The following is a 15,052-nucleotide window of genomic DNA, read 5'->3' as shown; positions in this document are numbered from 1 at the left end:
TGGCCAGTGCAACACAAGGTGATAGTGGTACTTGTGGATGGCCTGGCAGCAGAGGTAGCCCATTGCATGGGCTACCTCTGTGGCATGGTGGAGGCAGAGCGCGGCCTGCATACGACCCTGAGTGCCGCCCTGCCCTCCCTCTCCCGCCCTCTCTACGAGTGCATCCTGACCGGCGTGCCGCCGGTGGCGAGCGGTATTACCCACAACGGGGTGACGCGCCTGAGCCAACACGACTCCATCTTCCATCTGGCCAGGGCCGCGGGCAAACGCACCGCAGCGGCGGCCTACCACTGGGTGAGCGAGCTCTACAACCAGAGCCCCTGGCTGGCGGCCCGCGATCGCTTCACCCATGACGAGCAACTGCCCATCCAGCACGGCTGCTTCTACTGGGATGACGCCTACCCCGACAGCCACCTGCTGATGGACGGCGAGTGGCTGCGCAGCCAGTACGACCCCGATTTTCTGCTGATCCACCCCATGGGGGTGGACGATGCGGGCCACCAGTTCGGTCTCGATTCCCGCCAGTACCGCAATCAGGCGCGCCGCATGGACAGCCTGCTGGCCGACCTGCTGCCCCAGTGGCTGGCGGAGGGGTATCAGGTGGTGATCACCTCGGATCACGGCATGAACAACGATCTCAGCCATGGCGGCACCCTGGCCGAGGAGCGCACCGTGCCGCTCTGGCTCTTTGGCGATGCCTTCGTCGAGCGCTGGCCGGATGGGGTGGCGATCGCCCAGGCCCAGCTCTGCGCCCTGATGGCGGATCTGCTGGGGGTTCCCCACGACAAGCCGGCAGCCCCCCCGCTGCTCAAGGCGGCCTTTATGCGCGAGGTGCACTGATGATGCCTGCCACCACCGAGATCCTCGCGGATCAACAGGTGAAGCCACGCCGGGTGCGCCGCCACTGGCTGCCGGCCCTGGTGCTGCTGCCCTTTGTCCTATTGATGATCCTGTTCCAGCTCGCCCCCATGGTGTGGGTGCTGGTGGGCAGCGTCCAGACCCCCGATGGCTGGGGTCTCGACCACTACCGGGAGATTTTGAGCTCCCCCTTCTATCTGCAATCCTTCGGCAACTCGTTGCGCATCGCCGGCATCGCCAGCCTGGCGGGGCTCGCCATCGGCACCCTCGGGGCCGCGGCGCTGCGCCACTGTGGCGAGCGGGTCAAGCGGGTGCTGCTGGCTTTCGTCACCATGACCGGCAACTTCAGCGGTGTGCCGCTGGCATTCGCCTTCATCATCATTCTCGGCATCAACGGTGCGGTGACCCTGCTGCTGAAATCCTGGGGCCTTATCGACGGCTTCAACCTCTACTCGGGCAGCGGCCTTATCCTCATCTACACCTACTTCCAGATCCCGCTCGCCCTGCTGCTGCTCTATCCGGCCTTCGATGCGCTGCAGGATGAGTGGCCGCAAGCGGCCGCGTTGCTGGGGGCGAGCAAGGGGCAGTATGTGTGGCACGTGGCGCTGCCGGTGCTGACGCCTGCGCTGCTCGGCACCCTGATCATCCTGTTTGCCAACGCGGTGGGGGCCTATGCCTCTGCCTACGCCCTCACTACCGGCAACTTCAATCTGGTGACCATCCGGGTGGCCAGTCTGGTCTCCGGCGACATCTTCCTCGAACCCAATATGGCGGCGGCGCTGGCGGTGATCCTGATGGTGCTGCTGGGGGTAGTGACGGCCGCCAACCAGTGGCTGCTGAAAAAGAGCTATGTGAACAAGGGGCAATCCCATGCATGATTTGACGCCGCGCTGGCCCAAGTGGGTGCTGGGTGGGCTGGTCGCCACCCTGCTGTTACCGCTGCTGGCCACGTTTCTCTACTCCATCTCCACCCGCTGGGGGGCGACCCTGCTGCCGGATGGCTTCACTCTCGACTGGTATCTCAAACTGTGGGGCGACCCGCGCTTTCTGGCGGCCTTTGGCCGCAGCCTCCTGGTCTGCTTCGCCACCCTGCTGCTGGGGACCCTGGTGCTGGTGCCGACCGTGCTGGTGGTGGCCTACTACTTCCCCAAGCTGGATCCCTGGATGAACCTGCTGATCCTGCTCCCCTTTGCGGTGCCGCCTGTGGTCTCCTCAGTCGGGCTGTTGCAGATCTACGCTGACGGCGTTCTGCCCATCATCGGCACGCCGTGGATCCTGATCGGCACCTGGTTCACCGTGGTGCTCCCCTTTATGTACCGGGCGCTGGCCAACAGCCTGCAGGGCGTGCCGCTGAAGGATCTGATGGATGCCGCCCACCTGCTGGGGGCGAGCAGCCGCCGCGCCTTTCTGCTGGTGGTGATCCCCTGCCTGCGCAAGGGATTGCTGGCGGCGCTGTTTCTCTCGCTCTCCTTCCTGCTCGGCGAGTTCGTGTTTGCCAACATGCTGGTGGGCACCCGTTACGAGACCCTGCAGGTCTACCTCTACAACATGCGCGCCACCTCGGGCCACTTCACCAGTGCGCTGGTGATGAGCTACTTCCTGCTGACCCTGCTGCTCACCTGGGCGGCCAACAGATTTCATCGGTGAATCAACATGTTCCATCTAGAAGTGAATCAATTGCACAAATCCTATGGCGACACCAAAGTGTTCGAGGGGATCGAATTCGGCATTCGCAAGGGGGAGCTGGTGACCCTGCTTGGCCCCTCCGGCTGTGGCAAGTCAACCCTGCTGCGGGCGCTGGCCGGGCTCACCCCGGTGGATGGCGGTCAGGTGCGGGTGGCTGGTGAAGATATCACCTGGCAGGAACCCCAGAAGCGGGGTATCGGCATGGTGTTCCAGAGCTATGCGCTCTTCCCCAACATGACGGTGTGGGACAACGTTGCCTTCGGCCTCAAGATGAAACCCCAGCCGGGGCGGGATCTCGCCGCCAGCGTGCAGGAGGCGCTGGCGCTGGTGGAGCTGATCGGTTTCGAACGCCGCTATCCGGCCGAGCTTTCCGGTGGCCAGCGCCAGCGGGTAGCGCTGGCCCGGGCTCTGGTGGTGCAGCCGCGGATCCTGCTGCTGGACGAGCCGCTCTCGGCGCTGGATGCCCGCATCCGCCGCAGCCTGCGCCAGCAGATCCGCGAGATCCAGCAGCGCCTTGAGCTCACTACCATCTTCGTGACTCACGATCAGGAGGAGGCGCTGACCCTGTCGGATCGGATCTTCCTGATGAACAAGGGGTCCATCGTCCAGAGCGGCACGCCAGAGCAGATCTACACCCGCCCCGCCAGCGAGTTCGTGGCGGGCTTTATCGGCAACTACAACCTGCTGGGTGGCGAGCAGGCCAAATCCCTGTTCGGCCCGCGCTTTCGCGGCAAGCTGGCGCTGCGGCCGGAGTCCATCACCCTGCTGCCCGCCGGGGCGGTCAGCCACGAGCCCAGCCTGCCCGGCATCGTTCGCCAGCAGCAGCTGCTCGGCAACGTCATCCGCTATCAGGTGGAGTGCGAGGCAGGGCTGTTGACGGTGGATAGCCTCAACCGCCGTGCCGGCGATCTGCTGCCGGTAGGCAGCGCCGTGACCCTGGTGGTGGCCCGGGATCAACTCTGTGAGGTAGCATAACGCCATGAATCCCATTCATTTTTCAGCCAGTACCCCGATGCTGGCAGCCAACCCGAGGAGCAGCCATGGCCCTGGCACTGTTTGATCTGGACGAGACCCTGATAGCGGGGGATTCCGCCAGCCTCTGGCTGGAGTACATGGTGGCCCAGGAGCTGGCCCCGGCGGGCATGGTGGCCGAGGAGCAGGCCATGATGTCCCTCTACCATCAGGGCAAGATGGACATGCACCAGTACATGGCCTTCACCCTGCAACCGCTGGCAGGCAGGACGCGCCAGTGGCTCGACTCCCTCTGCACCCGCTTTGCCGAACAGGTGCTGCGGGAGCGCCTCTACCCCGAGGGGCTGGCCCGCATCGAGTGGCACCGCCAGCGTGGCGACGAGCTGGTGCTCATCTCCGCCTCCGGCGAGCATCTGGTGGCCCCCATGGCGCAGATGCTGGGGATGGATCACTGCGTGGCCATCCTGCTCGACGAGGAAGCCGGCATGCTGACCGGCCAGACCCGCGGCACCCTGAGTTTTCGCGAAGGCAAGGTGGCCCGCATCAACCAGCTCTTTGCCGGAAAGGAACACCTCTGGCAGGAGAGCTTCGGCTACAGCGATTCCCACAACGATCTGCCCATGCTGCAGGCGGTGAGCCATCCCCATGCGGTCAATCCGGCCCCCGCCCTGCGCCAGTGCGCCGAGGAGCTGGGCTGGCCCCTCTGGACCTGGCAGTTGCACCCTTGATCCGCGCAATGAAGAAGAGGCCCTCAGGCCTCTTCTTTGCTCAACATGCCATCCCCTGATGGCGAGTCGTCCCGGGGAGCCAGGGGATCCACCATGTAGATGCGATTCTTGCCGTCACCCTTGGCGCGATAGACCTCGGCATCGACCATGGTCAGCAGGCTCCTGGCCCCAAGCCCGGGGGCACTCGCCACCAGGCCGCCGCTGAAGGTGATCCCAAGACCGGGTTCACGCCAGTGCAGGGAGGCCACCCCAATCCTGTACTGCTCCAGCAGCATCTGGCAGAAGTGGATATCGGGATTGGCAAACAGCACCACCAGCTCTTCCCCGCCATAGCGGCATACCCAGCCATGATCCCCCAGCAGCTTGGCGCCAAAGCTGGCCACCCGCTTGAGCACCACGTCCCCGGTCTGGTGACCATAGGTGTCATTGATCCGCTTGAAACCGTCCAGATCGATCATGGCCAGGCAGAAGCGGTCCTGATCGAGCAGCAGCCGATTCAACCGCTCGTCGAAGAAGCGCCGGTTGTAAAGGCCGGTCAGCTTGTCGAGGTTCGCCTGCTGGCGCACCTCGTGATAATCCTTGCTCACCTCCGCCAGCTCGGCATAGACGTGCCTGAGCTCGCGCATCCCCCCCTGGTGCACCTCGTCAGGCTGGGTCCGGCTGGCCCGGATCACGGTGGAGATCTCGTCCAGCATCCGCCTGAAATAACGGGACCAGATCAGTGCCAGCACCATGTAGAGCACGCTGGCCAGCACGATGATCCCGAGCACGTTGAGGGAGGCGCTCGCCACCACCGCCTGGATGCTGGAGGCGGGCAACACGCTGATCAGCACCCAGTTGTGGTCAGGCAGGCGGCTGTAGGCCACGAACTGGCGAGACGCCTGATCCAGGAAGATGCCGTCCTCTCCGCTGAAGCGGGAGAGCCAGGTCGGGTGGGTCATGGGCTTGAGCAGTTGTGAGGGATCGGGGTGGGCCAGCACCTTGCCCGACTGGTTGACGATCATCTGGTAGCCGCTGTTCCACTGCCGGTTCAGCTGGGCGGAGAAGGGGGCCAGGATGGCATCCACCGCGAAGACCCCCCGCACCTTGCCCTCCTTGTCGGTGATGGCCCGCGCCAGGGCGATCACCAGCGTGCCGTTGGTGTAGTCGTAGTAGGGTTCGGTCCAGACCATCTTGCCCACATGCTGGCTGGCCAGCTGATACCAGGGGCGCACCCTGGGATCGAAGTCCGCATCCGCCTGCCATTCGGGGTAGATCAGCATCTGGCGCTCGGCGGTGCCCACATAGATGTAGATGAGATCCGCCATCACCCCCTTGTAGAGGCGCCACTCCCTGAGATAGGAGTCGGTGTTGCGCAGACGGGGGCCGCTGATGTCCTCCACCTTGATCTGGTCGTAGATGAGGGAGAACTGACGCTCCATCTCGTTCAGGTAGGGCTCGATGAAGACATGGCGCAACTGGTGATTGGTGGCGAGCAGGCGCTGTTGCAGCTCTCGCTGCAGGCTGCGCTCCATGTGCAGGTAGTAGATGGCACCCAGCATCAGGACGGGAATGAAGAGCAGAAGCAGGCCCAGGCGCATCCGTGCCACCAGGGACCAGGTCTTTTTGGAGACTGCTCGCTTATCCAACCCTGACTCCATGCTATCCCCTGACATCGTGTAGTGTCAGAATATCAGCCCCACCTGATGGCGTCCAAAGGGAAGCGCATCAGGTGGCCAACGAGAAGGAACTGGCCTGGATGTTGAAACCGGAACTGCTGACTGCCCTCCATTACTGCGCCGTGATCACCCTGACCGGTGCCATCACCTCGGAGTATTTCCTGTTCCGGCGCGGCATGTCCATCGAGCAGGTGCGCAAGCTGCTGCTGGCTGACAGCCTGGCCGCCCTGGCCCTGCTGCTCATCTTCATCACGGGCGTGCTGCTGGTGGTCGCCCATCCCCAGCCACCGGCCATCCTGCTTGCCAATCCGGGTTACCGCACTAAGCTGCTGATGTTCTTCGCCATGGCCATCAGCTTTGGCTACCCCAGCCGGCTGTTCCACCACTGGCGCCGATCCTTGCGCCAGGGACGGGCTCCCCTTGTCTCCACCCAGCAGCAGTTCTGGGTGATCTGGATCCTTAGGGGCAACCTGCTGCTGCTCGCCCTGCTGCCCCTGCTCGCCAAGCTGGCCAGCCGCTGATCCTGCCCTCGCCCGGCAACAAATGGCTGACGACAAACGCCCCTTCTCGCAGGTATCGTAATGGCGGGGCCCGAGTGCCGCCGAGACTCTTTCTCAGGGATGATTCCGTATGCGTTCAAACATGATGTTATTGATGGCCGCCGCCATCTGGGGGCTGGGCTTCGTCGCCCAGCGTCTGGGGATGGATCACATGGGGCCCTTCACCTTCAACGGCCTGCGCTTCCTGCTGGGCGCCCTCTCCCTGCTGCCGCTCTTGTGGTGGCTCAAGTCACGCCAGCCGCCCCAGCCTGCCGGTGATCACCGCCTGCTGCTGACCGGGGGCCTCATCGCCGGCACCGTGCTCTTCTCCGCCGCCTCCCTGCAACAGGTGGGGCTGCTCTACACCACGGCCGCCAAGGCGGGCTTCATCACCGGCCTCTACATCATCCTGGTCCCCGTCATCGGCCTGGCCCTGCGCCACAAGACCGGGGCCAACACCTGGGTAGGCGCCCTTATCGCCATGGCCGGGCTCTACTACCTCAGCGTCACCGAGGAGTTCACCATCGGCTACGGCGATCTGCTGCAAGTGATCGGGGCCCTGTTCTGGGCCGTGCACCTGCTGGTGCTGGATCACTACTCGAACCGGGTCGCCCCCATTCGCCTTGCCGGGGTGCAGTTCGTGGTGTGCGGTCTGCTCAGCCTGGCCACGGCCTTCGTCATCGAGACCCCGACGGCGAGTGGTGCCGTGGCGGGCTGGCAGGCGCTGCTCTACGCCGGTCTGGTCTCGGTCGGCATCGGCTATACCCTGCAGGTGGTGGGGCAGCGCGGTGCCCATCCGGCCCATGCCGCCATCATCCTCAGCCTGGAGACGGTGTTCGCCGCCATCGGCGGTGTCCTTCTGCTGGGGGAACATCTGGACGAACGGGCCGTGGTCGGCTGCGCCCTGATGCTGGCGGGGATGCTCATCTCCCAGATCCGCCTGCGCTGGTGGTGGAAGTCCCGCCGCAACAAGGTGCCCAGCCAGTCCTGATATCTGCGGTGGTCATTGGTCCCAAATAAAACGAGGCGCCCTTGGGCGCCTCGTTTTATTGCCGCCTGCCTAGCGCACGCTGGAGCAGAAGCTCACGTCATCGCGCAGGGGGTCATTGCTCACGCTGTGATAGAGCTCGAAGCAGGGGCCGTCCCCAAAGGCGAGCCCGGCCGCGACGATATCGCCGATGTGCTCCTGCCAGCGCTCCCCGTACTGGCTGCGATCCGTGATGAGGTAGCGGGACTGGGCGTAGCGCCCGGCGGGGATGAGCTGAATTTCCACCTCCCCCGTCCCCAGGGTGCCCACCGGCACGCTGATACCGATATCGGTGCGGCACTGGGCCGGCGGCGTCACCTCGGGGTTGTCGTGGTAGATGAAGATCCACTCGCCTCCTTCCAGGCCACGGGGCGCGGCCCACTGGTGAAGGCGATGGCAGACGGCGTCATACCCTTCGCCATAGGGGCCGGTCACGCGGATATAGGCCAGGGTGCGGGCGTCCATCTCGACGGTGTTCATGGTGTTGCTCCTTGCTGATGAGTGGCCTTCAGCATAAGGGAGTGCCCCTTGCCATGCGTGTCCTTCCTTGCGATCCAGGTGTCCGTTCTTGCCCTTGTCGCGGCGAAACGCCCCCGGGGTGCAGCCATAGTGGCGGCGAAACGCCTTGGCGAAAGCCTGGGAGCTGCCAAGCCCCGCCCCCAGGGCGATGGCGGTGACGCTGGCATCGGTGTAGCAGAGCTGCCAGGCCGCCCGCTGCATCCGCAGGCGGCGGCACATCTCGCCGGGGGCCTCCCCCACCACGGCGGTGAACACCCGATGGAAGTGGTAGAGGGAGAGGCAGGCGCGACTCGCCAGCGCCTCGATGGAGAGATCCGGATCCCGCTCCAGTGCCCGCAGCACCGGCGTCAGGCGCTCGCGATAGTCGATCATCGGCGCACCCTGGCCATGTAGAGGGCATCCACCAGCACCCCATGACGCAGGCCGTAATCCCGGGCAATGCCCTCCTCCACAAAGCCCGCCTTGCGATAGAGGGCCAGGGCTGCCTGATTGTCGGCCCAGACCGTCAGCTCCACCCGCGTCAAGCCGAGCCAGTTGTCCGCCAGATCCAGCGCAGCCTGCATCAGGGCGGTGCCCACCCCGCGCCCGGCCCAGTCATCGTGTACCGCCATGCCGATGCTCGCCACGTGGCGGCGACGGGGGGCCGGCTCCACCATCAGGACCAGCGCGCCCGCCACCTCCCCCTCCCACTCCGCCAGCAGGCTGTAGATGCCATCCCGCGGGGTCAGCTTCTGCTCCCACTGCTGCAAGGAGGGGAAGGGAAGTTGCAGGGTGCCCGCCTGGGCATGGGGCATGGCGTGAAGATCCCGCAGGGCGGCGGCATCTTCCGGCCCGGCGCGGCGAATGGTGATGGACATGAGACCTCCTGATTGGCTGAATCCCATCTTGCCGCAAGGCTGGCGTCTGTTTCCACCCCCATCAGCGAAACCAATCAAAGGGTTAGGCACACTCCATTGGAGCCGCTCCCCCACTTCACCTAGTCTGGCGACTCATCACAAGGAGACCTGCCATGACCGACAAGACCCTGCGCAGCGCCAACGGCGCCCCCGTCGTCGACAACAACAACAGCCTCACCGCCGGCCCCCGCGGCCCCGTCCTGATGCAAGACATCTGGTTGATGGAGAAACTCGCCCACTTCGACCGCGAGCGCATTCCCGAGCGGGTGGTGCACGCCAAGGGCTCGGGCGCCTACGGCACCTTCACCGTGACCCACGACATCAGCGCCTTCAGCAAGGCCGACCTGTTCAACGCCGTCGGCAAGCAGACCCCGGTGTTCCTGCGCTTCTCCACCGTGGCTGGCGAGAAGGGGGCCGCCGATGCCGAGCGGGACGTGCGCGGCTTCGCCCTCAAGTTCTACACCGAGCAGGGCAACTGGGATCTGGTGGGCAACAACACCCCGGTGTTCTTCATTCGCGATCCCCTGAAATTCCCCGACTTCATCCACACCCAGAAGCGGGATCCCCGCACCAACCTGCGCAGCGCCACCGCCGCCTGGGATTTCTGGTCCCGCCATCCGGAATCCCTGCACCAGGTCACCATCCTCTTCAGCGATCGCGGCATCCCCAGGAGCCTGCGGGAGATGAACGGCTACGGCAGCCACACCTTCAGCTTCATCAACTCGGCCAACGAGCGCTTCTGGGTCAAGTTCCACTTCAAGACCGAGCAAGGCCACCGCTTCTACACCGATGAAGAGGCGGCCACCGCCGTCGGTCAGGACAGAGAGACCAGCCAGGCGGATCTGTTCAACGCCATCGAGCGGGGCGACTTCCCGCGCTGGAAGGTCTATGTGCAGGTGATGCCAGAGGCCGAGGCCCAGACCTACTCGATCCACCCGTTCGACCTCACCAAGGTGTGGCCCCACAAGGACTACCCGCTCATCCCGGTGGGCGTGCTGGAGCTCAACCAGAACCCGGACAACTACTTCGCCCACGTGGAGCAGGCCGCCTTCACCCCGGCCAACGTGGTGCCCGGCATCGGCTTCTCGCCGGATCGCATGTTGCAGGGGCGGCTCTTCTCCTACGGTGACACCCAGCGCTATCGCCTCGGCGTCAACCACGGCCTGCTGCCGGTCAACGCCCCGCGCTGCCCGTTCCACCACGGTGCCCACCGCGACGGCGCCATGCGGGCGGACAGCAACGGTGGCGCCAGCCCCAACTACCAGCCAAACCGCTTCGGCACCCAGCAGCCGAGCGAGCAGCACGAACCGGCCCTGAGTCTGGAAGGGGCTGCCCTGCACCATGATTTTCGTGACTACGACAGGGACTACTACAGCCAGCCGGGGGATCTCTTCCGCCTGATGGACGAGGGGCAGCGTGCCCGCCTCGCCGCCAACCTGGCCCGCTCCCTCATCAATGTGGAGGATGACGCCATCGTCGCGGCCCAGCTCAGGCACTTCGAGCAGGCCGACCCCGAGTACGCCAAGCGGGTCGAGCTGGCCCTGGCCGCCCTGCAACGCTGAGTCGCAGGCAGCCAACCTCTGCCAAAGCAAAACGGGGGCCCGATGGCCCCCGTTCTCGCATGACGGTCTTTGATGAATGAAAAACGCAGCCCGAGGCTCCGATTTCAATGCCGTATCCATCCCGGCCGCAGCGCCCTCGCGCGCTTCCCTCCCTTGCCAACAAGGGTTTTACCGCCAGCTTACGGCGGCAACGACGTTGTGCACTGGCAGAGCGGCACCATTATCCACCTGTGGTAATAAACCTGCCTGCGGTAATGCACTTTTAGTCACCCATAAAAAAGGAGCCCGAGGCTCCGTTGTTCCATGCCGTATCCATCCCGGACGCAGCGCCCTCGCGCTCTTCCCTCCCTTACCAACAAGGGGTTGTACCGCCAGCTCACGGCGGCAACGACGTTGTGCACTGGCAGAGCGGCATCATTATCCACCTGTGGTAATAAACCTGCCTGCGGTAATGCACGTTTAGTCACCAATAAAAACGGAGCCCGAGGCTCCGTTGTTCAATGCAGTATCAATCCCGGACGGAACGCGCTTCGCGCTCTTCCCGCTCCCTTGCCAACAAGCGTTTGTACCACCAGCTACTGCGACGACGTTGTGCATTGGAAGAGCGACGAGCCATTGCTTAGATCCCAGTCAAGAGAAGAAAGAGCCGCATTATGCGATAGAGATCACGCCCGTGTCTGTAGCTGGATCAAGAAAAGGCTCACTGGCCCACCCGGATCGTCCGCTGGTTGCCCTCCGGTTCACCACTCTGTGACGGCGTCGTCACCTCTCGCCAGATCAGGGGGCCATTGGTCTCCATCGCCTGTTGCGGCGCGCACTCCAGCCAGAGCTCCCCCTGCTGGATACGGGCCCCCTGGGAGTATTTCTGATCCTGATACCAGCACACCCGCTCGGGCAGCGAACCAAGGGGCAGCACCAGCTCGGTGCCCACCGAGTGGCTGAGGGTGTTGGACGCCGGGGCGGCCAACGCGGGGAAGAGCCAGCCAAGGGCCAGCAGACAACCTGCACAACGGATCATGGGAATTCCTGTCACGGGGGAGTGAAAGTGTAAAGCGACCAGCAGAGCCCTCGACTTGACCAATAAATGTCGGCTCATCTGGCATTCCGGAAGCAATATGATAGCCTGCCTGCGCCCGCAAAGGCCTGTCAGGGTTCTGCCGTGGGCCCCCACCGGCATCGCCGGGATGCGGTAATGAATAACCCTTAATAATCAGATAATTAACTGGATATGTTGTCAATGCGTATCATGCCGTTGCTCAAGGCTGCCTGCCTGAGCCTGATGTTGTCCGCCTGTGTCGCCCCCCTGCTGATGATGAGCCCCACCAGCCAGCTGATGTGGGCCCTGCTCAAGCCGCTGGTCGGTTTCGATCCGAACGAGGCCAACCTGTTCGAGCAGCCGCTGATCAAGGACAGAATGACCGCCATGCTGGGGCCCAACTACGAGAGCACCATGCAGCTGCTCAAGACCGCCGACGAGCTGCGACAGGAGGGGCCGCTCTTTTACGTGGTCTCCCGCTACGCCCCAGTGCCGGACGTGGCCAAACAGGCCGGCATGGTCTGGAACGCCGACACCAACCAGCTCGCCGTCATGGTGCAAAAAGGTGACGGGGCGACCCAGGTCTTCGGGGAAAACCTGACGGCCGCCACCCCGACCTGGCCCAGCGCCATGCAGGGCTGGCAGTCCCAGGCCACCCCGGCCGCCACGGCCGCCACGGCCCTGACCGGTGCCGGTCAGGGGCTCACGGGCGCGGGCAGTTCTCTGCTGGGCACCATGATGGGGGGCCTGCAACAGAGCGCCAGCAAGGCCCTGTCCGACTCCACCAGACAGGTGATCGGCAGTGCCGCCACCACGGCGCAGCAACAAGCGACCAAGGCGGTGAGCGACAGCGCCAAGCAGGCCGTCAGCAGCGCAGCGACCATCAGTGCTGCAACCACAGCGCAGCAACAAACCGCCAAGGCAGTGAGCGACAGCGCCAAGCAGGCCGCCAGCAGCGCAGCGACCATCAGTGCCGCCACCACGGCGCAGCAGCAAGCCGAAAAGGCGGTGAGTGACAGCGCCAAACAGGCCGCCAGCAGCGCCGCCGCCATCAGTGCCGCAACCACGGCGCAGCAGCAAGCCACCAAGGCGGTGAACGACAGCACCAAGCAGGCCGTCAGCAGCGCAGCGACCATCAGTGCTGCAACCACAGCGCAGCAACAAGCCGCCAAGGCGGTGAGCGACACCGCCAAACAGGCCGCCAGCAGCGCAGCGACCATCAGTACCGCCACCACCGCACAGCAGCAAGCCGAAAAGGCGGTGAGCGACAACGCCAAGCAGGCCGTCAGCAGCGCCACCACCATCAGTGCCGCAACCACGGCGCAGCAACAAGCCGCCAAGGCGGTAAGCGACAGCGCCAAGCAGGCCGCCAGCAGTGCCGCAACCACGGCGAAGCAACAAGCCGCCAGCAGCGCCGCCGCCATCAGTGCCGCGACCAGTGCACAGCAGCAAGCGGCCAAGGCGGTGCAGCAACAGGGCGAGAAGCGGGAAGCGACTTCCGGCGCCCTGAGCGATCAGGCCAGGGCGGATGCCGAAGCGGAGCTGGAAAAACTGCTTAACTGACTTATTTAAGCGTCATGCCACCATAAAAACAGGCCATCACATGATGGCCTGTTGTTTATCTGACCCGTGGCAGGGGAAGATCAGAAATGGCGGTCCTGCTCGGTGGGCTTGGCACCCTTCTCTCCGCTGTGCTCGATGGCGGTGCGGATAAGGTCGACGCCGGCCCGGATGATCAGCACCCCCATGTTGACCAGCTTGACGCAGACCCACATGAAGGTGATGAGCAGGATCAGCTTGAGCACCGTCTGGAAGGCCTCCAGGAAGTTCTGCTCCAGTTGGGCGGTGAGCCCGTTGGCGCTGCTCATCAGCCAGGTGTACACCTCGCGCACGAAGGGGATCCGGCTCGGCATCTCCAGCACGTCCAGCGCCGCAGGCAGGGCCTGGAAGATGACGATGCTGCCAAACAGTATCAGGATGACGCCGATGGCAATCCCCAGAAAGAAACCGAACTGTCGCATGAAGAGCCCCACAATGTAGTGAATGAGAAGAACAATAGCCGCCAATACTAGGGACTGCCCGCGCAGACGGCAATCCTTGCGTCCCCCACAGGGTCGGTGCCCCCTGCAAGCCATTGCCCGGCCGTCTGATTTCTGTGACCCTTGTCCCCACTCCTTGCCCCTGGGTGTCATCATGTTTCGAGTCGTCTTCTGCCTGCTGCTGTTGCTGGGCTGTGCCCTGCCCGCCTCCCGCGCCGAATCCCCTCCCTCTGCGGCCGCCTGCGTGATCCGCCACCAGCAAGGGATCCTGCTGGTGCAGGACAGGCTCTCCTCGCGCTACAGCCTGAGCGGCGGTTACATCGACAGGGGGGAGACTCCGGAGCAGGCGGCCCTGCGCGAGCTGTTCGAGGAGACCGGCCTCCAGGGTCGCGTCACCGGCGAGCTGGGGCGCTGGCAACGGGCCAGGGTGTTCGCCTGCCAGACCCTGGAGCCCCTGCGGGTCCAGCGGGGGACGGGGTTTGTCTCCCTGCTCCAGGCCCCGGATCTCGGTGGCGAGATCCTGAATGCCAGGCTGATCGCGGCCGACGACCTGCCCCCTGACCAGCGTCGCTTCCCGGCGCAGCTCGACTGGATAGCCCCGAGGCTGGCCGAGGTGCCCGAAAGCCAGGTGCTGTGGGTGACGGATTTCAGCAACGCGGCCAGTGCGCTGCACCGCGCCGAGTTGCCGCTGATCCAGCGCCTGCAACGGTGGCTAGGGCCGGATGCGCTCTGGCCAAGGGCGGGCAATCTGCTGGGCTCGGCCCCCTTCCAGCTGGCGCTGCTGCCCTTGCTGCTGCCCCTGCTCGGCTGGTCCAGGCTGCGCCACCTGCTGTTTGCCATGGTGCTGCTCACCCTGGTGGTGAACCTGCTCAAGGCGGGCATCGGCTGGCCCAGGCCCTTCCACCTGCAACCCGAGCTGGCCCGCCAGAGTGCCCAGGGCTTCGGCATGCCGAGCGGCCACGCCGCCTCGACCCTGCTCTACTGGGGCCTGCTGCTTGGCTGGCTGCCGGCGCTGCGGGTTTGGCAGGGGGCACTGCTGGCCCTGTTGCTGGCCGGCGTGGCCGGGCTGGCCCGGGTCTGGCTGGGGGTCCACTTCCTCTCGGATGTGGTGGCCGGCCTTGCCCTGGGGGCCCTGCTGCTGGCACTGCGCGCCCCGCTGGCGAAGCTGGCGGCGCGCCCGCTCCCCTGGGCCGGGGTACTCATCGCCAGCGCCCTCTCGGCCTGGCTCACCCAGTCCACCGCCCTGGCCGGGCTTGCCATGTTCACCCTGGGGCTGGTATCGGGTAATCTGCTATCACTCGAACGGAGCCCCACCCCCGCCCTGCCCGCCGCGCTGCTGACCCTGGCAGGGGGACTGGTCGTGGCAGGGCTCCTGTTCCTGGTGCCCGCGCTCACCAGCAGCTCTCTGCTGATCCTCGCGGGACAAGGGTGGCTCTTTGGCTGCCTGGGGTTCTGGCTCAGCGCCGGGCTCTGGTGGTCGTTGTCTGCTATCCGTCACGGTGCCCGAACCGGGCGCTCAACCCCTCGTTAAG

The 15,052-nt window shown here is 65.0% G+C and carries 15 protein-coding genes; 10 read left to right on the top strand and 5 right to left on the bottom strand.

The annotated features are described in order from the left end of the window. The first annotated feature begins 6 nt into the window (after positions 1–6). The 5 genes from PG879_RS15735 to PG879_RS15715 all read left to right on the top strand — a co-directional run bounded on the left by PG879_RS15735 (position 7) and on the right by PG879_RS15715 (position 4,244). The gene (locus PG879_RS15735) at positions 7–840 is read left to right on the top strand and encodes an alkaline phosphatase family protein (protein WP_270830398.1); all 834 of its coding nucleotides are present in this window, start codon (positions 7–9) and stop codon (positions 838–840) included. Next, positions 840–1,736, top strand: coding sequence for an ABC transporter permease (locus tag PG879_RS15730; protein ID WP_270830397.1), 897 nt, complete (start codon positions 840–842; stop codon positions 1,734–1,736). Before PG879_RS15735 ends, PG879_RS15730 begins: the two co-directional genes overlap by 1 nt. After that, on the top strand, positions 1,729–2,505 hold the full coding sequence (locus tag PG879_RS15725) for an ABC transporter permease (RefSeq protein ID WP_042648076.1): 777 nt from the start codon (positions 1,729–1,731) through the stop codon (positions 2,503–2,505). The genes PG879_RS15730 and PG879_RS15725 overlap by 8 nt, the downstream gene beginning before the upstream one ends. A gap of 6 nt (positions 2,506–2,511) precedes the next feature. Beyond that, complete coding sequence (locus tag PG879_RS15720) at positions 2,512–3,519, top strand: ABC transporter ATP-binding protein (protein WP_270830396.1); 1,008 nt, start codon at positions 2,512–2,514, stop codon at positions 3,517–3,519. 65 nt (positions 3,520–3,584) lie between these two features. Continuing rightward, complete coding sequence (locus tag PG879_RS15715; RefSeq protein WP_010675920.1) at positions 3,585–4,244, top strand: HAD family hydrolase; 660 nt, start codon at positions 3,585–3,587, stop codon at positions 4,242–4,244. A 23-nt stretch (positions 4,245–4,267) separates the two neighbouring features. Here PG879_RS15715 and PG879_RS15710 read toward each other — a convergent pair whose 3' ends face one another. Continuing rightward, complete coding sequence (locus PG879_RS15710; RefSeq protein WP_052815311.1) at positions 4,268–5,872, bottom strand: sensor domain-containing diguanylate cyclase; 1,605 nt, start codon at positions 5,870–5,872, stop codon at positions 4,268–4,270. 110 nt (positions 5,873–5,982) lie between these two features. On the opposite strand from PG879_RS15710, the gene PG879_RS15705 reads away from it, so the two are divergent. Together PG879_RS15705 and PG879_RS15700 are read left to right on the top strand one after the other, a co-directional pair. After that, positions 5,983–6,423 carry a DUF2214 family protein gene (locus PG879_RS15705; RefSeq protein WP_039040139.1) on the top strand — a complete coding sequence of 147 codons (441 nt, stop codon included), beginning with the start codon at positions 5,983–5,985 and terminating at the stop codon, positions 6,421–6,423. A gap of 109 nt (positions 6,424–6,532) precedes the next feature. Further along, positions 6,533–7,432 carry a DMT family transporter gene (locus PG879_RS15700; protein WP_041214059.1) on the top strand — a complete coding sequence of 300 codons (900 nt, stop codon included), beginning with the start codon at positions 6,533–6,535 and terminating at the stop codon, positions 7,430–7,432. 69 nt (positions 7,433–7,501) lie between these two features. Here PG879_RS15700 and PG879_RS15695 read toward each other — a convergent pair whose 3' ends face one another. Together PG879_RS15695 and PG879_RS15690 are read right to left on the bottom strand one after the other, a co-directional pair. Continuing rightward, positions 7,502–8,359 carry an AraC family transcriptional regulator gene (locus PG879_RS15695; protein ID WP_270830395.1) on the bottom strand — a complete coding sequence of 286 codons (858 nt, stop codon included), beginning with the start codon at positions 8,357–8,359 and terminating at the stop codon, positions 7,502–7,504. Continuing rightward, positions 8,356–8,844 (bottom strand): GNAT family N-acetyltransferase, encoded by a 489-nt coding sequence (locus PG879_RS15690; protein ID WP_202043441.1) that lies wholly within the window; start codon positions 8,842–8,844, stop codon positions 8,356–8,358. The genes PG879_RS15695 and PG879_RS15690 overlap by 4 nt, the downstream gene beginning before the upstream one ends. A 152-nt stretch (positions 8,845–8,996) precedes the next feature. On the opposite strand from PG879_RS15690, the gene PG879_RS15685 reads away from it, so the two are divergent. After that, positions 8,997–10,445: a catalase gene (locus PG879_RS15685; RefSeq protein WP_270830394.1), complete on the top strand. Its 1,449-nt coding sequence runs from the start codon at positions 8,997–8,999 to the stop codon at positions 10,443–10,445. A gap of 700 nt (positions 10,446–11,145) precedes the next feature. On the opposite strand, the gene PG879_RS15680 is transcribed toward PG879_RS15685, so the two are convergent. Beyond that, positions 11,146–11,463 carry a DUF1496 domain-containing protein gene (locus tag PG879_RS15680; protein ID WP_039040821.1) on the bottom strand — a complete coding sequence of 106 codons (318 nt, stop codon included), beginning with the start codon at positions 11,461–11,463 and terminating at the stop codon, positions 11,146–11,148. Positions 11,464–11,682: 219 nt separating this feature from the next. On the opposite strand from PG879_RS15680, the gene PG879_RS15675 reads away from it, so the two are divergent. Continuing rightward, a complete protein-coding gene (locus PG879_RS15675; RefSeq protein WP_270830393.1) occupies positions 11,683–13,044 on the top strand; it encodes a hypothetical protein in 1,362 nt (453 codons plus the stop codon). 80 nt (positions 13,045–13,124) lie between these two features. On the opposite strand, the gene PG879_RS15670 is transcribed toward PG879_RS15675, so the two are convergent. Beyond that, positions 13,125–13,502, bottom strand: coding sequence for a hypothetical protein (locus PG879_RS15670; protein ID WP_270830392.1), 378 nt, complete (start codon positions 13,500–13,502; stop codon positions 13,125–13,127). A gap of 172 nt (positions 13,503–13,674) precedes the next feature. On the opposite strand from PG879_RS15670, the gene PG879_RS15665 reads away from it, so the two are divergent. Continuing rightward, positions 13,675–15,051: a bifunctional NUDIX hydrolase/phosphatase PAP2 family protein gene (locus tag PG879_RS15665; protein WP_270830391.1), complete on the top strand. Its 1,377-nt coding sequence runs from the start codon at positions 13,675–13,677 to the stop codon at positions 15,049–15,051. The last annotated feature ends 1 nt before the right edge of the window (position 15,052 follow it).

Origin of the sequence: Aeromonas sp. QDB63 (genome assembly GCF_027707425.1) — a bacterium.
Lineage (GTDB): Bacteria > Pseudomonadota > Gammaproteobacteria > Enterobacterales > Aeromonadaceae > Aeromonas > Aeromonas caviae.
Note: the sequence above shows the minus strand (reverse complement) of the source record. Positions and strands in the feature narration are given on the sequence as shown.